This window comes from Micromonospora sp. NPDC048835 (assembly GCF_040649995.1).
Classification (GTDB): domain Bacteria; phylum Actinomycetota; class Actinomycetes; order Mycobacteriales; family Micromonosporaceae; genus Micromonospora.
Genome location: NZ_JBEZGM010000006.1, coordinates 80,280 through 97,483, shown reverse-complemented (window position 1 = coordinate 97,483; position 17,204 = coordinate 80,280). Strand labels below are relative to the sequence as shown.

Sequence of the window (17,204 nt, the reverse complement as noted above, 5' to 3'; positions counted from 1 at the left end):
TGCTGCCGGCTGACCAGCGGAGCCGGTGCTGCCTGGTCAGCCGGTGTGGCGTACCTCGGTGTCCCAGATCTGCGCCCACGGACGCCGCAGCCCCCGACACACGAAGATCGGGCCGCCGTTCTCGTCGTTCTCCACCTCGACCCGCTGGTCCACCCAGCCGGCCTGCGTGCACGACTCGAACCACTCGTTCAACCGGGCGGGACCGGCCCAGCCGACGGCGATGACGACGTCCGCGTCGGCGGGCGGCCGGCCGAAGTCGACCATGCTGTTGTGCCCGGAGTACGCCCGGGGCAGGCCACGTGCCGGCCCGTACCGGGCCACCGCGCCCGCCTCGCCGTAGTTGCCGGTCAGAATGACCGCGCGCGAACGCTCGTCCTGCGGCAGAGCACGATGGACGGTGGCGAGCGAGTCGGCGAACTCCGGCCAACCGATCGTCTCACCGGCGTCGTAGTTGACGTCGACCACGAACCCGGGCAACCGGTCGGCCGGCAGCACCGGCAGCAGCAACACGACGTTTGGCAGCAGGAACGGCACCACGCCCAGCACGAGCAACCCGCGACGCCACCAGAGCGACCCGCGCGACGCCCACGCCACGGTGACAACCGCACCGGCGGCGGTGAGCACCAGCAACAGCGGCGCGTCGTAGTAACCCTTGCCGCCGGCGATCAGCACGATGCCGACCACCACCATCCAGGCCCAGCCCACCGCACGGTAGGCCCGCCACTGCGGCCGACGCAGCAACGCGACGAGGCCGGCGATCCAGATCGGAACGGCGTACGGGCTGATGATGACGAACTGGAGGGTGAACGCGTCGAGCCGACCACTGTAGGAGCTGTCGCCGTCGGAGATGGACGCGGCCACGCCGAGCTGCGGAAAGCCGTTGGCCGCCTGCCAGATCAGGTTCGGCGCGGCCAGCAGCACGGTGATCCCGGCGGCGGCGAGCACCCATCTGTCGCGCAGCAGCCGACGCGGCCCGGCGATCAGCACCCCGGCGACCAGGCCCACGGCCAGCAACGCCGGCAGCAGCTTGCTGAGCATGCCCACGCCGAGCGCCAGCCCGATGCCCAGCGCCCAGCGGCTGTCACCGGTGCGCAGCAACCGCACCGCACACCACGCCGCGACCAACCAGACCAGCAGGTCGACGGTGGTGGTGCTGAGCAGGTGCCCGCTGGCGAGCACGATGCCGGACAACCCGGCGAGCACCGCCGCGAACACCTGCGCGCCCCGGCCGGCGCCCAGCTCCCGGGCGATGGCGGCGACCAGCAGCACCGCGCCGCCGGCCAGCAACGCCGACGGGGTACGCAGCACCACCAGGTTGCCCGGCGCGATCGTGTCGAGCAGCCGGGCCAGCGCCGGGACCAGTGGCCCCTGATCGACGTAACCCCAGTCGAGGTGCCGACCGGCGAGCAGGAAGTACAGCTCGTCGCGGTGGTAGCCGTAGCGGCCGGCGAGCAGCAGCAACGTCGCCGCGGTGGCGGCGGCGACCAGCCACGGACCGCGCGTACGCGCACCGGGCTCGGGTGGGACCGCCGTGGGCGGCGACTGGGTGGGCTCGTGCGGTCGGTCGATGTCGGTCGCGGACTCGCTCACGCGCCCATGATGACCGGCGGCGTCGCCGCGTGCGTGCCCGTGACCACGTTCGGCACCGTGACGTATGCGGGTGGCCGGGGCCAGTGCGAAGATCGGCTTTGTCACTCGGACCGAAAGGACGATATGCGCTATCGCACTCTGGGCAACACCGGCACCGTGGTGTCGACCCTGTGTCTGGGCACGATGACCTTCGGCGCGGAGACCGACGAGGCCGGTAGCTTCGCCCAACTGGACCGGTTCGTCGAGGCCGGCGGCACCTTCATCGACACCGCTGACGTCTACTCCACAGGCGTCTCCGAGGACATCATCGGGCGGTGGCTGCGCAGCCGGCCCGACGTGCGGGACCGACTGGTCATCGCCACCAAGGGGCGGTTCCCGATGGGGCCCGGGGCGAACGACGCCGGCCTGTCCCGGGTGCACCTCACCCGCGCCCTGGAGGCCAGCCTGCGACGGCTCGGCGTCGAGGCCGTCGACCTGTACCAGGCGCACGCCTGGGACCCGCTGACCCCGCTGCCGGAGACGCTGCGGTTCTTCGACGACGCCGTCAGCGCCGGCAAGATCCGCTACGCGGGGGTCAGCAACTTCACCGGTTGGCAGTTGCAGAAGGCGGCGCTGCTCACCCAGCACCTCAACCTCACCCCGATCGTGACCCTGCAACCGCAGTACAACCTGCTGGCCCGGGAGATCGAGTTCGAGCTGGTCCCGGTCTGCGAGAACGAGGGCATCGGCATCCTGCCGTGGTCGCCGCTGGGCGGCGGTTGGCTGACCGGCAAGTACCAGCGCGACAACGAGCCCACCGGCGCGACGCGGCTCGGTGAGAACCCGCAGCGCGGCGTCGAGGCGTACGCGGGTCGTAACGCCGAGGAGCGCACCTGGCGGGTGCTCGACGCGGTCCGCGAGATCGCCGAGGACCGTGGGGTGTCCATGTCGGCGGTGGCGCTGGCCTGGCTGGCGGCCCGACCGGCGGTCACCTCGGTGATCCTCGGCGCGCGGACCACCGACCAGCTCGACGACAACCTGACCGCCGCCGACCTGGTCCTCGACGCCGACCACATGCGGCTGCTGGACGAGGCGAGCGCCCCACCGGTGGGCGACTACCCGTACGGCGGCGCGGGTGTGCGTCAGCGCGGCCGTGACCTGCCCACCGGGTCATGACGGAGTTTCCCGAGCCGACCGGCCCGGCGGGCAGCCGCACCGAGGTCTTCCTCCGATACCTGGAGTACTTCCGCGAGTCCGTCCTCGACAAGGTGTCGGCGCTTGACGAGTCGGAGCTGCGGCGCAGCCGGCTGCCCTCCGGGTGGACCCCACTGGAGCTGCTCACGCACCTGCGCCACGTCGAGCGGCGGTGGATCGAGTGGGGTTTCCAGGGTCGGGACGTCGCCGAGCCGTGGGGTGACAGTCGCGATGACCGTTGGTACGTCGCCCCAGAGGAGACCCGCGCGGACCTGGTGGCGGCGCTGCGGGCGCAGGGCGCGCACACCACGGCCGTGGTGACGGCACACGACCTGGCCGAGATCGGTGCGCCGGGCCCGCGCTGGAACGGCGCCGACCCGGCGTCGCTGGAGCGGGTGCTGTTCCACCTGTTCCAGGAGTACGCCCGCCACCTCGGTCACCTCGACGTGGTCGCCGAACTCGCGGGCGGCCCGACCGGCGAGTGAGGCGATGGCTCGATAATGGGGCAATGCCGCTGCTCGTCGAACCCGCCCTGCCCGTCGGAAGCTTCCGGGCCCAGAAGCAACCGGACCTTCCGGTACGCCCCGGGCTGACGCTGCGGCCGTGGCGTGACGACGACGCCCCGGCCGTACGGGCGGCCTTCGGCTGTCCCGACATCCAGCGGTGGCACGTCCTGCGTCTGGACGATGACGACCAGGCGCGGGCGTGGACGGCGCAGTGGGAGAGCCGTTGGCGCGACGAGACGGCCGCGAGTTGGGCGATCGTCGGCGACGACGACCTGCCGGTCGGTCAGGTGGGGTTGCGGGGCGTTCTGCTGGCCGAGGCGTCGGCACACGTGTCGTACTGGCTGCTGCCTGCGGCGCGCGGCCGGGGGATCGCCACCGGGGTGCTGCTCGCGATGACCCGGTGGAGCTTCACGGGGGCGGGGTTGCACCGGCTGACGTTGGAGCACTCCACTGCCAACGAGGCGTCGTGCCGGGTGGCCACGCGGGCCGGTTTCACTGTGGAGGGCGTGGCCCGACGATCGATGCGTCACGCCGACGGCTGGCACGACATGCACCTGCACGCACGACTGCGCACCGACGGGCCGGTCTGACCTCCCGACCTACCCGGTGGTCGGCTCGGGTGTCGTCGGCGTCGCCGCGTTCGCGTCGGCGCGTCGCATCGCCCTCGGCAGTCGCAACGCGACCACACCGGTGGCCACCAGGCCGCCGACGCCCGCGACCACCAACTGGTTCAGGAGGCGACCGGGACGTTCGTGGTGGTCCCATCGGCGGCGGTGACCCGTACCTCGGTCGCGGTCGCGGGCAGGAGTGCCGCGTTACGGCCGGCATCCTGCCACTGGCCGTCACCCACCCGGAAGCTCAGCGCCGACCCCTCGGCGGCGACGAGGACGCCCTGGTCGTCGGGGAGTCGTAGCCGCACGGGTAGGGGTGCCGACCAGTTCACGGTGGTGCTGGCCACCGCTTCGAAGGGGAGATATTTTCGGGCGAGCAGGGCGACGACGTGGGTGGGGTCGTCGTCGTACTGGACGGTCTCCACAAGGAGTCGCCGGCCGTCCGGGGTTGCCCCATAGACCCACAGTCGGGGAGAGCCATCGTGCGTGTGCGCTCCGACAGGGTCGAGGTATTCGGCGAGGGCTTCGGTCGGCGCGCTCACCTCCTTGGCGGCTGGGTCGATGCCCCAGACCTGCTCCGTGCCGGGCAGCGTGCGGCGAATCAGCGGTGGTGCCGGCCGATCCTTGTTGCCGGGGAAGTAGATCTCGCTCGTACCGTCGATGTGCATCTTGTTCTCCCGTCCAACGGGAGTCCTGGAGAGCGCGACGGTGAGCTTCGTGCGCTGCGGCGGCACCGACAACACCGCCGCACCGTCGCGGAACGCCACCGGCGTGAAGGTCCGCTCGACCTTTCCATCGGGCAGGTATCGCAGTTGCGGCGAGAACTCCACCGATTGCCCGAAGTCGAGCACCAAAAGCACGTCGCGCTGCGGTCCGAGCAGTGCCGCCTGCTCGAGGCCGTCCGTCTCGGTGTCGGTGGCCTGCGTCAGGGTGCGCACGCGCGGGCCGCCGGCGGTGGGTTCGACGAACCCCACCGTCGTGCCGTGCGCGGTGGCCTGGGCGACGTAGGCGGCCGGGCCAGCAGGCGTGTCTGCCGCCCACACGACGTGCGGCTCGCCGCGCGTCCGATCCCCGACCTCCTTGATCCGGCGTTGCCACACCTGGCGAACCTGCCGCAGGTATCCCTCGTCGGCGGCCAGATCACCGCGAGTGGGCTCGTCCAGCAGTGGCGATGCGGCAGGTGCGTCTCCGGCGTTGCCGGGCAGGTCCAGGACGCCGGCCACGGGCACGGCCACCACGGCCGCGCAGAGCGCCGCCAACACCGCTCGCCGGCGTACCACCCGCCGCCGCCCGCCCCGACGCACCTCGGCGAGCAGGCCCGGCGGGCTGACCAGGTCATCCGTCGCCCGGTGCAGGATGCCGCGTACGTCGCTGTCGTTCATGGTCATCGCGAACTCCCGGTTCCGGTGGTGGGCGTGACGAGACTCGATCCGGCAAGTGCTTCTCGCAGCCGAGCCAGCCCTCGGGAGGCGTGACTCTTCACCGCGCCTTCGGAGCAGCCCATCGTCGCTGCGACGTCGACGACCGGCAGGTCTTCCAGGTAGCGGAGCACGACTGCTGCCCGCTGCCGAGGCGGCAGTGCGCGCAGCGCTCCGACGACCAACTCGCGCACCGCCACGACGTCGGAGTGGTCCCGGGCAATACCGTCGTGGTGACCCAGAGCCTGTTCCGGACGCCGCGCACGCCACCGCCACCTGTTGATCGACCGGTTGACCAGCGCGCGTCGCGCGTACGCCTCCGGGCTGCTCCGCACCCGACGCCAGCGCACGTACACCTGCTCCAGCACGTCCTGAAGCAGGTCCTCCGCGGCGTGCCGGTCCCCGGTCAACAGGAAGGCGACCCGCAACAGCGCCCCCGATCGGGTGCGAACGAAGTCATCGAACTCCGCTCCACGCGAATCCCTCATCTGACCCCCTGGCCTCGTCAACAAGCAAGACACCACGGCGGCTCGCGAGGTTTACCGGTCCGGCAACCGCGGGTCCAGCTTGGTGGATTCGGTGACTCAACGGGCCGCGGCCCAACCGACGAAAGGCGAGGTCAGGTCGGGCAGCGGGATCAGACGGTCCGCGCGGAGGCGCGACGTCGGACCGGCGCGGGTGGGCGTGCCGTACCCGGGGCGCACAACCGCAGGCCCGCGCGCATCACGAACAGTTCCCGCCGGGCGACCGCCTCGCCCTTCGTGTCGAGCTGGTACGCGTCGAGCCAGAGCCAACCGTCGTACGTGTGCCGGTCGGGGATCTCGCGGATGACGCGGACGACTATCGGTTTCCGGAACTGCACGCTCGCGGCTGTGGTCAGCAGCACCAGGTCCCCGGCCCTGAACCGGCAAGCGTCTTCGTTGTTGTCCGGCACCGGTCTTCCCTCTGCTCGGCGTCTGGGAAGGGGCCGCCTCCGGGAGTGCCCGCCCACCGGAGGCGGCCCCGCGAACGCGCCCGCCGGGTCGAAAATCCCTGCCGGTCGCGCCGCCTAAACCGCACTTTGCCGGTAGTTGCTGGACAAGCACACAGCGTTACGTTATGTCTTCATCGCAGCCGCTTTGCACCAGGGAAGGACGGCATGAACCACGCCTTTGTCGCAGCGCTCGCCGCAGCGGGTCACACCGCCGAAAGCCTCGCCGATCGGATCGGGGTGCACCCGAAGACCGTCGCCCGGTGGGCGAACCCGGGGCACGTTCCACAGAGTCGGCACCGGGCGACCGTTGCCGACCTTCTCGCCAAGGACGTCGACACGTTGTGGCCGGACGCGGGCAATCGCCGTGAGCCGGTGTGGTTCCGGCCGTGGGTCGATCTGGAACGCGAGGCGGTGACGCTGCGGTCGTTCGAGTTGGCGTGGGTGCCCGGGTTGTTGCAGACCGAGGCGTACGCGCGGGCGACCCTGGCCGACGGGATGCTGGCGGCGGAGGCGATCGACGAGTTTACCGGGGCGCGCCTCGGCCGACAGGCGATCCTCGCCCCGGGGGAGGGCGGGCCGCTGCTGGTGGCCGTGCTGGACGAGGGGGTGCTGCGACGGCGCGTCGGCGACGACCGCGCGCTGATGGCCACCCAACTCGCGTGCCTGGTCGGGCAGGCCGAAGCGGGCACCGTCCAGTTGCACGTCGTCCCGGCGGACGCGCCCAGCTACCCGGGGCTCGACGGGCCGTTCACCATCGCGGACCTGCCGGACGGCTCCCGGGTCGCGCATGTGGACAGCGCGGCCCAGGCGCAGATCCTGGACCAGCCATCGGACCTTGTTAATCTGGAGCGACGGTGGGAGCGGATTCGCGGAGAGGCACTGCCCCGAGGGCGTTCCCTGGCACTCCTCAGAGAAGCGGCAGCAGCATGGACATGACCGGCGCGCGCTGGCGGAAGAGCACCAAGAGCGGCGGCAACGGCGGCAACTGTGTCGAGGTCGCCGACAACCTGCCGGGTGTGGTCCTGGTGCGGGACACGAAGGATCGCGACGGCGGCACGCTTGCCTTCAGCCCCGCGTCGTGGCGGTGCTTCGTCGCGCTGGCCCGCCACCCCGCCTGACCTCGTCAGCGGACGCCGGCGGGTTCGGCCGGTTGCGGCTGCGGGGTCGCCGGCCAGGTGAATCGGCGTACGCCGGGCACCAGCGCGGTTCCCGCGCACGAGACGAGGACCAGCAGCCCGGCGACGGCCAGGGGCACCGGTGCGCCGAGCGCGTCGGCGGCCAGCGGCGCCAACGCGTAGCCCAGCGGCATGGCGCCGAGTGACACCAGCCAGTCGTACGAGGTGACGCGGGCCAGGACCTCGGGCGGGAAGTGGTGCTGCACGACGGTCTCCCAGACCGGGTTGAGATAGCCGAGGGCGGTCAGCGCCACCGCGTACGCGGCGATCACCGCGGGGGCGGGCGCGGCGACGGCGAGCAGGAACAGCGGCGCGGCGTAGCAGGCCAGCCCGAGGTTGGCCAGCAGCACCGGCCGGCGTAGCCGAACCCGCCCGGCCAACAACGATCCGGTGAGCATCCCGATCGCACCGGCCTGCAACAGCAGCACCCAGGTCGTCTCACCGCCCAGCCGGTCGATGGCGACGGCCGGCCCGAGGGTCATCAGCACGGCGGCGGCCCCGTTCCACACGCCGTGCCCGATCAGGCTGGTCCAGAACCAGTCGCGGGCGCGGACCTCAGCGAAGCCGTGCCGCAGGTCGGCGAGGACGGGGCGGCGGGGCACCGGCACGTGGCGGACCCGTACCAGGGCGAGCAGCGCGGCGCTGAGCGCGAACGACGCGCCGTCCAGGATGAACGCCCAGCCGGGCCCGGCGGCCCAGATCAGCGCGCCGGCAAGCGCCGGACCGGCCAGGCGGCTGGTGTTGGCGGTGATGCCCATCAGGGCGTTGGCGCGTTGCCGGTCGGCTGGCTCGACGGTGCCGGCGACAAGCGGCGACGCGGTCGGGATGGCGAACGCCGAGGCGACGCCGCCGAGGGCGGACGCCACGACCACCGTGGACAGCGACGGGTCGCCGCCGAGCAGCTCCACGCCGACCGCGAGTTGGGTCGCGCACCGGACCAGGTCGGCCAGTAGGGCGACCCGGCGGGCGTCGAACCGGTCGGCCACCACACCGCCGAGGGGCAGCAGGAGCAGCCGGGGGACCATCGCCGCGGCGAGGACGACGGCCAGCGCGCCGGTGGAGTCGGTGGCCCGCAGCACCGCGAGGGCCAGCGCGGCGGGCACCACCGCGTCGCCGAGGGCGGAGAGGGTGCGGCCCAGGAACAGCAGCCGGAAGGAGTGGTTGCGCAGCGGGTGAGCCATGCCCGACAACATACTTCGACATCGAATATTTCGGCAATGAATATTTTGGTGTTGAGATAAGCTGAGCCGGTGACCACCCCCCAGGACGCCGTCGACAGGCACATCGAGCGGTGGTTGCCCGTGCTCCCCGACCTCGACGCGGACGTCGAGGGGGCGGTGACCAGGATGATCCGGCTGATCCGGCACCTACGGGCGGTCAAGGAGCGGGTCCTGGTCGAGTTCGACCTGCCGGCTCACGAGTACGACACCCTGCAGGCGCTGGCCGGTCGCGGGGGCCGGGCCGCACCCTCGGACCTCGCCGCCGACCTCACAATGGCCCCCGCCTCCATCACGGCGCGGGTGGACGCACTGCTGCGACGGGGCTACGTGCGCCGTATTCCGTCGACAGTCGACCGTCGACGCGTCGACGTGGAACTGACCGAGGAGGGTCAGGCCGCCTGGCGCGGGGCGATGGATGTTCAGGGCGCGGAGGAGCACCGCCTGCTCGGCGCGCTCACCGCGACCGAACGACGAGACCTCGCCGACCTGCTGCGCCGGGTGCTGCTCGTCGCCGAGCAGCCGCAGGCCGACTGAGCGCACCGGAAAATTGCCTGGCGGCCCGCGTACGGCTGATGCGAGGGTGACCGGCGTGACTGCGCATGCGCTGGCCGGTGCCCTGGCCGACGACGGACGACGACGGATCTTCGCGGCGATCGTGCTGGGTGCGACAAGCGTGGCCGGGGTCGCCGAACGCGCCGGCCTGCCGGCGCGGGTGGTGCTCACCGGTGTCCGCCGGCTCACCGACGCGGGCCTCGTCACCGGCGCCGACGGCGCGCTCGCGGCCGACGGCGCCGCACTGACGGCCGCCGCGCGCGACAGTCGCCCCGCCGACGACGCCGAACCCGGTGTCGACCCGGTGCTGCGGACCTTCCTGCGGGCGGGCGTCCTGGTGGGCATGCCGGCGCAGCGGGGCCGGCGGCGGGTCCTGCTGGCGCACATCGCCGAGCGGTCGTTCGAGCCGGGCACCCGCTATCCGGAGCGGGCCGTCGACGACGCGCTCAAGCCGTGGTGCGCCGCGGGGGGCTCCGATCACGCCACGCTGCGCCGGTATCTGATCGACGAGCGGTTGCTCACCCGCGAGCACGGCATCTACCAGCGGCTCTGATCGTCCGCCGCGCGCTGGCCACCGGGTGGGCGAAATCGCTCGCAGTCGTCGCGCCGAGATTGCTAGCATCGCCGACATGGCACGAGGTATCTGGTCGCAGAAGGTCCGCTCCGCCCGCTGACGGCGGCGCCCTTCGTCTCTGCTGAATTCGCGCTCGCCGTCCCGGTTCCCGCCGGGCGGCCGTTGCCTGCTGCCCGGCTCCCATCGCGAGCTGCGGAGCACCGTTGAACCTCACCCCGAACCCCGAAACCCTGTCCCGGCTCGTCGAGGCCAGCACCGCGCACGTGCGCGCCACCGACGTCACGGTGACCCGCGGGTCCCGTCGCGTCCTGACCGATGTCTCGGTCACCGTATCCGCCCGGTCGCGGGTGGCGATCGTCGGCGAGAACGGTCGCGGCAAGACGACACTGCTGCACGTCCTCGCCGGCCTGATCACGCCGGACGACGGCACCGTGCGGCGGGCCGGCACGGTCGGCCTGGCCCGCCAGGAGCTGCCCGCCCGCGACGGCGAAACGGTCGGGACCCTCACGGCCGAGGCGCTGGCCGCGTCGCTGGCCGCCCTCACCGCGTTGGACGAGGCAACCCTCGCCCTGGCCGAGGGCGAGCAGGACGCCGAGGACCGTTACGCCAGCGCGCTCGACGCGGCCACCCGCCTCGACGCGTGGGACGCCGAACGCCGCGTCGACGTGGCACTGGAGGCCCTGGGCGCCTGCACCGACCGGGACCGTCCCCTGGCGACGCTGTCGGTGGGGCAGCGCTACCGGGTGCGGCTGGCGTGCCTGCTCGGCGCACGGCACGACGTGCTGCTGCTCGACGAACCGACAAACCACCTCGACGCCGACGGCCTGGACTTCCTGACCCGTCACCTGCGCGAACACGGCGGCGGGCTCGCGATCGTCAGCCACGACCGGGCACTGCTGCGCGACGTCGCGGACCGCTTCGTCGACCTCGACCCGACCCACGACGGAAAGGCACGGCTGCACGCCGGCGGCTACGACGCCTGGCAGGACGCCCGGCGTCGCGAGCGGGAGCACTGGGAGCAGGAGTACGAGCAGCAGCAGGCCGAGCGTCGGCGACTCCAGGACGCGGTGTCGAAGGCCCGCGACCGGCTCTCCACCGGCTGGCGGCCGGACAAGGGGACCGGCAAACACCAGCGCCAGTCCCGCGCGCCGGGCGTCGTGCAGGCCCTGAACCGGCAGCAGGACGCCCTGAAGGCACACCGGATCGACGTACCGAAACCGCCGCCGACACTGCGGTTGCCCGACCCCGGCGTACGGTCGGGCGCGCCGCAGGTACGCGTGCACAGCGTCGCGGTCGACCGGCGCCTGCCCGGTCCGGTCGACCTCACCGTCGACGGCGGTGACCGGCTGCTCGTCACCGGGCCCAACGGCGCCGGGAAGTCCACACTGCTCGCGGTGCTGGCCGGCGCACTGGAACCCACCGACGGGTACGTCTGGACGGCGAAGGCCGCCCGCGTCGCCCGGCTCACCCAGGAAACCGCCGGGCAGACCCCGGACCTCACCGCCGACGAGGTGTACGCCCGCCGGGTGGGGCTCCTCGTCGCCCGGGGAACGCTCGCCGACGCCGTGTCGCTCGGATCGCTCGGGTTGCTGGACTCCGCCGCACTGCGGACGCCTGTCGGGCGGATGTCGCAGGGACAGCAACGCCGCCTCGACCTGGCGCTGGTGCTGGCCGGGCGGCCCACCCTGATCCTGCTCGACGAACCGACGAACCACCTGTCGTCGACACTCGCCGACGAGCTGACCGCCGCGATCCGCGACACCAGCGCCGCCGTCGTCGTCGCCACCCACGACCGGCAACTGTTGCGCGACCTGGCCGACTGGCCGCTGCTGCGCGTCGGCGAGCCCTCGACACCGGGGACGAGCGGATAAAGCCGTTGACCGGGCGGTGATGATCGACTCGTGACCATGACCGCCCGGCCCACCTGGACGACACGCACCAGCCGTCCCGACCACCCGGACGCGATGCGTCTGCTGCGCGAGTACATGACCGAGATGGTGGTGCGCTACCACTGTCGCCAGGCTCTGCCCGGCGAGGTCGACGCGGCTCTGGCCGAGATGCCCAGTGGCGACCTGGCGTACCCGAGCGGGCTGCTTCTGCTCGCCCACCTCGGCGACGACCTGGCCGGCTGCGCCGGGCTGCGCTGGCAGCCGGGCTGGGCCGAGCTGACCCGGGTGTTCGTCCGCCCCGGGCAACGCGGCGCCGGTGGGGGCGCCGCGCTGCTGGCCGCCGTCGAGGAGCGGGCCCGCGCGGCCGGGGCGGACCGGATCCGGCTCGACACCCGGCACGACCTGGTCGAGGCTCGCGCCCTGTACGCCCGGCACGGCTACGTCGAAATCCCGGCGTACTCGCAGGGTCCCTACGCCGAGCACTGGTTCGAGAAGCAGTTGACGTTCGCCGCCGAACACGCTAAATAAGAAGGGGAAGTTGAGTCACCACGGCTCAACTCATTACCTTCGGCCAGGAGATCCGAGGAGGCACGACCATGTTGATGCGTACCGACCCGTTCCGCGAGATCGACCGGCTCGCCGAGCAGTTCTTCGGTACGGCGGCCCGCCCCGCAACCATGCACCTGGACGCCTACCGCGACGGCGACCACTTCTACGCCGCGTTCGACCTGCCCGGCGTCGACCCCGACAGCATCGACTGCACCGTCGAGCGCAACGTGCTCACCGTCCGCGCCGAGCGGCACCGGCCCGCCGGTGACGGCGTCGAGCTGGTCGCCGCCGAACGCCCGATGGGCACCTTCACCCGACAGCTGTTCCTCGGCGACACGTTGGACGCCGACAAGCTGGAGGCGGGCTACGAGAACGGGGTGCTGACACTGCGCATCCCGGTCGCCGAGCGCGCCAAGCCCCGCCGGGTCACCATCAAGGCCAACGGCGACGGCCGCCGGCAGATCAACGCCTGATCCACCACGGTGACGGGTGGGACCGGCGCGCCTGCACGCCGATCCCACCCGAGGCTGAGAGCCTTTTTCACATGGTGTTCTCCGACGTTCCGGTGCTCGCCCGCCCGTCCGCGCCACCGGCGCTGCCCACCGGGCCGGTCGAGGTCACCGAGGCGTGGCTGCGCAACCGGCGGCTGTCCGAGCACACCCGCGACGCGTACCGGCGGGACGTCACCGGCTGGCTCACCTGGTGCGCCGGCCACGACCTGGACCCGCTACGGGCCACCTTCCTGCACGTCAACGAGTACGCCCGCGCCCTGGAGAACAGCGTCGGCGCCCGCAGTGGTCGCCCGCTGACCCCGGCGACCGTCGCACGTCGACTCTCCGCACTGTCCAGTTGGTACGACTTCCTGGTCAAACTGGGCGCGGTGCCGGCCAACCCGGTCTCCGGCGCGGACCGCCCCCGCGTCGACCGGGACCACTCCGCCACCGTCGGGCTCACCCCCGAGGAGGTGGACGCCCTGCTCAGTGCCGCCGACGCGGACACCGGCGCGACAGCCGTACGCAACCGGGCGGCCCTCGCGCTCCTCGCCGACCTGGGGCTGCGGGTCGGCGAGCTGATCTCGCTGGACCTCACCGACCTCGGCACCGAACGCGGCCACCGCAGCGTGCGCTTCGTCGGCAAGGGCGGCAAACAACGCCGCCGCGCCCTCACCCCCGGCACCGGGCACGCCCTGGACGCCTACCTGGCCCAGCGGGCCGCCGCCACCGGTGTGCCGGTGCCGCAGCTCACCGGCCCCCTGCTGGTCACCGCCAGCGGAGCCCGACTGGACCGGCACTCGGTGTTCCGGATGGTCCGTCGGCTCGCCCGCGCCGCAGGCATCCCGGCCTGGGCGAAGCTGTCCCCGCACTCGCTGCGGCACGCCTTCGCCACCACGGCCCGCTCGGAGGGCGTGCCGTTGGAAGATGTGCAGGACGCCATGGGGCACGCCGACCCCCGCACCACCCGCCGCTACGACCGGGACCGGCACAACCTCGACCGCGACCCGGCCTACGCGGTGCGGGCCGCCCGGTCACGTCGGCGCGGCTGAGGAGCCCGGCGTCGTCTGACCCGGCGGGTGCTGCGTCAGCCCTGCGGGCGGGGGCAGATGCAGAACGGCTGCCCTATCGGGTCGAGCAGCACCACCCACCGCTCGCCTCCGGGCTGGAACGCCGGCTTCGACGCGCCCGCCGCCACGAACCTCTCCTCCGCCGCCGCCAGGTCGTCGACGTAGAGATCCAGGTGGTAGCGCTTGTCGCCGGTCTGGTCGGGCCAGGTCGGCGGCCGGCAGAAGCTGTCACGCCGGCATTATGCCGCCGGGGCCCGACAAACCCGGCCGGGATCAGGTGTCGGGGCCCCGCCCTACGGTCGGAGGATGAGACACGGTCTGGAGATTTCCTGCGGCGGGGCCCGGTCGCGGTGGCGCTGACCCGGGGGTCAGCGGGCGTCAAGAGGCCAGAACGTCACGCGGGCCGAGGTGTCGCGGCAGATCAACCCCGCATCCACCCGTCGGCAGTCGGTCAAGCCGGCGGGGAGCACCGCGAACACCCGACGGCCGTCGCGTTCCACGGTGGCGACCAGGGGGCGCCCGCCGTCGGCCGCCATCCCCAGCACCACGAGGGTCTCCGTGACACCCCGGGGGCCCGGCACCGTGCGCCAGCGCGCCCCGGCCGGCCACGTCCACGCCCGTACCCCGGTGCCCGCGTCGATCGCCCAGCGCCCCTGCTCGTCCTGCCCGCAGATCAGACCCTGGCACGGCCGCAGGGTCAGCTCACCCGGCTGCGCCGGCACCTGCCAGCGCGGCACCAGCCCGGGCAGGTCGTACCCGGTGAGCGCCACCGCGTCGCCGTCCGGATGGCGCAGCACCAGATGCGCGCCGACGACCTGCGGGTTGTCCGGGCCGTAGTCGGCCGGCGGCAGCCGACCCCGCCCGCGTTCGGTGCCGTCGCGGGCGTCGAACAGCCGGGTCAGCCCGTCGTCCTGCACCAGCAGCACCCGCCCGGGCAGGGGCCGCAGCACCGCCGTGGACGGTAGCGGGATCGACCACCGGGTCGCGCCGGTGGCCTGGTCGACGCCGTGCACAGTGCCCTCGACCCGCCGTCCTGGTTCGGCGGCGCTGCGCACCTCGCTCACCGCGACCGCCGCGTCCCCGGCCGCGTACACCCGCTCGGGTCGCCGCCACACCGGCTGGCCGGTCCGCATCGACCGGGCGGTGGTAGCCCGCGCCCCGCTCACCTGGTCGCGTTCGACAAGCAGCAGCAGGTCACCGGCGGCCTCGGCGAACCAGCCGGCGGCCGGCGGCACGGTGACCCGCCACCGAGGCGGGCCGTCCGGCGCGGCCGCGTCGTAAGCGCTCAGCGTCGGCGGGCTCGGGTCGGGGTCGACGACAAGCAGCAGCGGCCCCGCGCCGAGCACTGTCGCCCGCGGCGGCACCGTCAACCCGACCAGGGGTGTCGGACGCGCGGCCGGGGCGGCACCGCCGAGCAACGCGCAGACGGCGACCAGCGCCGCCACCCGCCAACCGGGGGACACCGGCGCTGGTGCCTGCCGCTCGTCCAGGGGCGCGCCCCGGTCGTCACCCAACTCGATAAGCACCGACATGCGCGCCCACCCGTCCGTTCGCGTCGACCGTTCAGCAGAGCAGGTCCAGGTGGTGGTGGGCGTCCTCGGCGATCTCCTCGTGCCTCAGCCAGCGGCGCGCCCACAGCCGGGCGGCCAACTCCGCCTGCTCGTCGCCCCAGGCGGCGTGCTCGACGAGCAGCGCGGTGGTCAGCGCGTACGCCAGGCGCAACGCCAGACCACGGGCCCCGGCGAGCACCGCGGGCGTACCCGGGTCGACGGTCACCGCGGTGATGGTCTCTTCCCACTGCGCGGCGGCGGTGGCCAGGGTGTCGGCAAGCACCGGCGACAGCGGCCGGGCCAGGTCGACGGCGGCGGCGAGCCGCCTCAACAGCGGCGCCCCGGCGTCCTCCCGGGTCAACGCGCGCAGCACGTCCAGGGACAGCACGTTCGTGGTGCCCTCCCAGATCGGCAGCACCTGGGCGTCGCGCAGCAGCCGGGGCACGCCGGTGTCCTCCACGTAACCGGCCCCGCCGAAGCTCTCCACGTACTCGCTGGCGGAGCTGACGGCGAGCCGGCCGGTGGCGAGCTTCGCCAGGGGCGCCACGATGCGCAGCTCCGCCGCGGCCTCCGGGTCGGCGCCGACCTCCACCCGCCCGAGCAGGGCGAACGCGTGCCCGGCGAGGGCGAACGCGCCCGCCGCGTCGACCGCGAGGGTGCCCAGGGTGGCCCGGTGCAGGGGCGAGGACGCCAGCGGGCCGCCGGCGACGTGCCGCACGTCGGCGTACGCGCGGGCGTAGGCGAGACCGCGTCGCATCCCGCCGGCCGCCGCCGCCGCGTTGTGCACCCGGGTCACCACGACCAGGGTCATCGCCCGCACCAGACCGGGGACCGTCGGGTCGCCCAACGGCAGGGCGTACGCGTCCCGCAGGCCGATCTCCGCGGTGGGCAGCGCCCTGGTGCCGAGCTTGTCCTTGAGGCGGTGCACGGTGACACCCGGGGCGGGTGCGCCCGGAGCCGCGCCGTCGGCCAGGGGTGAGTCGACCGCGTACCGGGGAACGAGGAACGGGGCGAGCACCCGGCTGCCCCGCCCGGCGCCCTCCGGTCGGGCCAGCGCCACCGCCATCGCCGCGTCGGCGGCGGAGCAGAACCACTTCTCGCCGGTCAGCCGCCACGAACCGTCCGCCGCAGGGCGGCCCAGGGTGCTGGAACGACCCAGGTCGGAGCCGCCCTGCGACTCGGTCATCCACTGCCCGCTGGTGATCGCCGTGGCCGGGTCCGTGGAGATCAACCGGGGCAGCCAGGCGTCGCGGACCGTGGCGTCGACGTCGGGCATGCTGAGCAGCGCCGCCGCGCCGTCGGCCATCGCCACCGGGCAGGAGAACGTGGCCGACTCCGGCCCGTACAGGTGCAGCAGCGCGTGTTGCACGACCCGCGCGGCGGCCCCCCAGGTGCCCCGGGCGTCCGGCAGGTAGGGCAGCGCGACCACGGCGTGGCGGGCGGCGGCGGCGCGCTGCGCCTGCCAGCCGGCGGAGGTGTCGATGCGGTCGACCCGGGCGCCCCACGGGTCGTAGCGGACCAGGGTCGGCGGGTGCGCCTCCGCGTCGGCGTGCGCCGCGCGCAGCGGCCCGCTCACGTCGGCGGCCAGGTCGGCGAGGCGGCCCTTGGCGGCGGCGTGCCCGCCCGGCCCGAGGTGACGCTCCAGCCAGGACCGCAGCAGAGCATCGCCGGCGTACGGGTCGACGGGGCGTGGGACCGGCTGCACGAAGCGGCTCATCGATCGGCTCCTGGCACTGCTCGGGGGTGTGCGCCGACGGTAGACGATCCGTGGCCACCGCGGACAGGGCACACCCACTCCTCGGGCGCACCCAGTTTCCGGCTTGTCGCCCGACGGCGCGAGCGTGTTCTCTACGGTCGGTAGTC

At 73.3% G+C, this 17,204-nt stretch carries 19 protein-coding genes and 1 pseudogene; 11 read left to right on the top strand and 9 right to left on the bottom strand.

All coding sequences use genetic code 11. The annotated features are described in order from the left end of the window. Nucleotides 1-36: 36 nt before the first annotated feature. On the bottom strand, nucleotides 37-1,590 hold the full coding sequence (locus AB0C15_RS09715) for a glycosyltransferase family 39 protein (RefSeq protein WP_357350518.1): 1,554 nt from the start codon (nucleotides 1,588-1,590) through the stop codon (nucleotides 37-39). Nucleotides 1,591-1,713: 123 nt separating this feature from the next. Here AB0C15_RS09715 and AB0C15_RS09710 point away from each other — a divergent pair, with 123 nt between their 5' ends. Genes AB0C15_RS09710 through AB0C15_RS09700 form a run of 3 tightly spaced genes read left to right on the top strand, consistent with a single transcriptional unit; the run spans nucleotide 1,714 to nucleotide 3,859 of the window. After that, nucleotides 1,714-2,745: an aldo/keto reductase gene (locus AB0C15_RS09710; protein WP_357350517.1), complete on the top strand. Its 1,032-nt coding sequence runs from the start codon at nucleotides 1,714-1,716 to the stop codon at nucleotides 2,743-2,745. Continuing rightward, nucleotides 2,742-3,248 carry a DinB family protein gene (locus tag AB0C15_RS09705; RefSeq protein WP_357350515.1) on the top strand — a complete coding sequence of 169 codons (507 nt, stop codon included), beginning with the start codon at nucleotides 2,742-2,744 and terminating at the stop codon, nucleotides 3,246-3,248. Before AB0C15_RS09710 ends, AB0C15_RS09705 begins: the two co-directional genes overlap by 4 nt. Before the next feature lie 23 nt (nucleotides 3,249-3,271). Then, nucleotides 3,272-3,859, top strand: a complete 588-nt coding sequence (locus AB0C15_RS09700; protein ID WP_357350513.1) for a GNAT family N-acetyltransferase — start codon at nucleotides 3,272-3,274, stop codon at nucleotides 3,857-3,859. A gap of 9 nt (nucleotides 3,860-3,868) precedes the next feature. Here AB0C15_RS09700 and AB0C15_RS09695 read toward each other — a convergent pair whose 3' ends face one another. From AB0C15_RS09695 to AB0C15_RS09680, 4 genes are all read right to left on the bottom strand, one after another. Beyond that, on the bottom strand, nucleotides 3,869-3,994 hold the full coding sequence (locus AB0C15_RS09695; RefSeq protein WP_357350511.1) for a hypothetical protein: 126 nt from the start codon (nucleotides 3,992-3,994) through the stop codon (nucleotides 3,869-3,871). Between the two features lie 5 nt (nucleotides 3,995-3,999). Then, a complete protein-coding gene (locus AB0C15_RS09690; RefSeq protein WP_357350509.1) occupies nucleotides 4,000-5,268 on the bottom strand; it encodes a hypothetical protein in 1,269 nt (422 codons plus the stop codon). Beyond that, a complete protein-coding gene (locus AB0C15_RS09685; protein WP_357350507.1) occupies nucleotides 5,265-5,786 on the bottom strand; it encodes a SigE family RNA polymerase sigma factor in 522 nt (173 codons plus the stop codon). Before AB0C15_RS09685 ends, AB0C15_RS09690 begins: the two co-directional genes overlap by 4 nt. Before the next feature lie 149 nt (nucleotides 5,787-5,935). Continuing rightward, on the bottom strand, nucleotides 5,936-6,232 hold the full coding sequence (locus tag AB0C15_RS09680; protein WP_357350506.1) for a hypothetical protein: 297 nt from the start codon (nucleotides 6,230-6,232) through the stop codon (nucleotides 5,936-5,938). Nucleotides 6,233-6,436: 204 nt separating this feature from the next. Here AB0C15_RS09680 and AB0C15_RS09675 point away from each other — a divergent pair, with 204 nt between their 5' ends. Next, the gene (locus tag AB0C15_RS09675; RefSeq protein WP_357350504.1) at nucleotides 6,437-7,207 is read left to right on the top strand and encodes a DUF5753 domain-containing protein; all 771 of its coding nucleotides are present in this window, start codon (nucleotides 6,437-6,439) and stop codon (nucleotides 7,205-7,207) included. Continuing rightward, complete coding sequence (locus tag AB0C15_RS09670; RefSeq protein WP_357350502.1) at nucleotides 7,198-7,389, top strand: DUF397 domain-containing protein; 192 nt, start codon at nucleotides 7,198-7,200, stop codon at nucleotides 7,387-7,389. The genes AB0C15_RS09675 and AB0C15_RS09670 overlap by 10 nt, the downstream gene beginning before the upstream one ends. A gap of 5 nt (nucleotides 7,390-7,394) precedes the next feature. Here AB0C15_RS09670 and AB0C15_RS09665 read toward each other — a convergent pair whose 3' ends face one another. Further along, nucleotides 7,395-8,627: an MFS transporter gene (locus AB0C15_RS09665; protein WP_357350500.1), complete on the bottom strand. Its 1,233-nt coding sequence runs from the start codon at nucleotides 8,625-8,627 to the stop codon at nucleotides 7,395-7,397. A gap of 69 nt (nucleotides 8,628-8,696) precedes the next feature. Here AB0C15_RS09665 and AB0C15_RS09660 point away from each other — a divergent pair, with 69 nt between their 5' ends. From AB0C15_RS09660 to AB0C15_RS09635, 6 genes are all read left to right on the top strand, one after another. Next, on the top strand, nucleotides 8,697-9,200 hold the full coding sequence (locus AB0C15_RS09660; protein ID WP_357350498.1) for a MarR family transcriptional regulator: 504 nt from the start codon (nucleotides 8,697-8,699) through the stop codon (nucleotides 9,198-9,200). A 55-nt stretch (nucleotides 9,201-9,255) separates the two neighbouring features. Then, nucleotides 9,256-9,771 (top strand): DUF2087 domain-containing protein, encoded by a 516-nt coding sequence (locus AB0C15_RS09655; RefSeq protein ID WP_357350496.1) that lies wholly within the window; start codon nucleotides 9,256-9,258, stop codon nucleotides 9,769-9,771. 224 nt (nucleotides 9,772-9,995) lie between these two features. Continuing rightward, nucleotides 9,996-11,663, top strand: a complete 1,668-nt coding sequence (locus tag AB0C15_RS09650; protein ID WP_357350494.1) for an ABC-F family ATP-binding cassette domain-containing protein — start codon at nucleotides 9,996-9,998, stop codon at nucleotides 11,661-11,663. Nucleotides 11,664-11,699: 36 nt separating this feature from the next. Further along, nucleotides 11,700-12,209 carry a GNAT family N-acetyltransferase gene (locus AB0C15_RS09645; RefSeq protein ID WP_357350839.1) on the top strand — a complete coding sequence of 170 codons (510 nt, stop codon included), beginning with the start codon at nucleotides 11,700-11,702 and terminating at the stop codon, nucleotides 12,207-12,209. Nucleotides 12,210-12,277: 68 nt separating this feature from the next. Continuing rightward, nucleotides 12,278-12,703 carry an Hsp20/alpha crystallin family protein gene (locus AB0C15_RS09640; RefSeq protein WP_357350492.1) on the top strand — a complete coding sequence of 142 codons (426 nt, stop codon included), beginning with the start codon at nucleotides 12,278-12,280 and terminating at the stop codon, nucleotides 12,701-12,703. Between the two features lie 71 nt (nucleotides 12,704-12,774). Further along, a complete protein-coding gene (locus AB0C15_RS09635) occupies nucleotides 12,775-13,773 on the top strand; it encodes a tyrosine-type recombinase/integrase (RefSeq protein WP_357350490.1) in 999 nt (332 codons plus the stop codon). Nucleotides 13,774-13,808: 35 nt separating this feature from the next. Here AB0C15_RS09635 and AB0C15_RS09630 read toward each other — a convergent pair. The 3 genes and pseudogenes from AB0C15_RS09630 to AB0C15_RS09620 form a co-directional block, all read right to left on the bottom strand. Beyond that, nucleotides 13,809-13,988, bottom strand: a pseudogene (locus AB0C15_RS09630) (VOC family protein); the annotation flags it as partial. Nucleotides 13,989-14,159: 171 nt separating this feature from the next. Then, nucleotides 14,160-15,323, bottom strand: a complete 1,164-nt coding sequence (locus AB0C15_RS09625; RefSeq protein ID WP_357350488.1) for a PQQ-binding-like beta-propeller repeat protein — start codon at nucleotides 15,321-15,323, stop codon at nucleotides 14,160-14,162. 31 nt (nucleotides 15,324-15,354) lie between these two features. Beyond that, on the bottom strand, nucleotides 15,355-17,058 hold the full coding sequence (locus tag AB0C15_RS09620) for an acyl-CoA dehydrogenase family protein (RefSeq protein WP_357350486.1): 1,704 nt from the start codon (nucleotides 17,056-17,058) through the stop codon (nucleotides 15,355-15,357). Between the last annotated feature and the right edge of the window lie 146 nt (nucleotides 17,059-17,204).

Bases quoted from the DNA above. Each gene is read 5' to 3' on its own strand.
- AB0C15_RS09700 (WP_357350513.1), top strand. From the start codon at position 3,272: ATGCCGCTGCTCGTCGAACCCGCCCTGCCCGTCGGAAGCTTCCGGGCC.
- AB0C15_RS09675 (WP_357350504.1), top strand. From the start codon at position 6,437: ATGAACCACGCCTTTGTCGCAGCGCTCGCCGCAGCGGGTCACACCGCC.
- AB0C15_RS09645 (WP_357350839.1), top strand. From the start codon at position 11,700: ATGACCGCCCGGCCCACCTGGACGACACGCACCAGCCGTCCCGACCAC.
- AB0C15_RS09685 (WP_357350507.1), bottom strand. From the start codon at position 5,786: ATGAGGGATTCGCGTGGAGCGGAGTTCGATGACTTCGTTCGCACCCGA.
- AB0C15_RS09705 (WP_357350515.1), top strand. From the start codon at position 2,742: ATGACGGAGTTTCCCGAGCCGACCGGCCCGGCGGGCAGCCGCACCGAG.
- AB0C15_RS09710 (WP_357350517.1), top strand. From the start codon at position 1,714: ATGCGCTATCGCACTCTGGGCAACACCGGCACCGTGGTGTCGACCCTG.
- AB0C15_RS09690 (WP_357350509.1), bottom strand. From the start codon at position 5,268: ATGACCATGAACGACAGCGACGTACGCGGCATCCTGCACCGGGCGACG.
- AB0C15_RS09665 (WP_357350500.1), bottom strand. From the start codon at position 8,627: ATGGCTCACCCGCTGCGCAACCACTCCTTCCGGCTGCTGTTCCTGGGC.
- AB0C15_RS09635 (WP_357350490.1), top strand. From the start codon at position 12,775: ATGGTGTTCTCCGACGTTCCGGTGCTCGCCCGCCCGTCCGCGCCACCG.
- AB0C15_RS09640 (WP_357350492.1), top strand. From the start codon at position 12,278: ATGTTGATGCGTACCGACCCGTTCCGCGAGATCGACCGGCTCGCCGAG.
- AB0C15_RS09620 (WP_357350486.1), bottom strand. From the start codon at position 17,058: ATGAGCCGCTTCGTGCAGCCGGTCCCACGCCCCGTCGACCCGTACGCC.
- AB0C15_RS09670 (WP_357350502.1), top strand. From the start codon at position 7,198: ATGGACATGACCGGCGCGCGCTGGCGGAAGAGCACCAAGAGCGGCGGC.
- AB0C15_RS09625 (WP_357350488.1), bottom strand. From the start codon at position 15,323: ATGTCGGTGCTTATCGAGTTGGGTGACGACCGGGGCGCGCCCCTGGAC.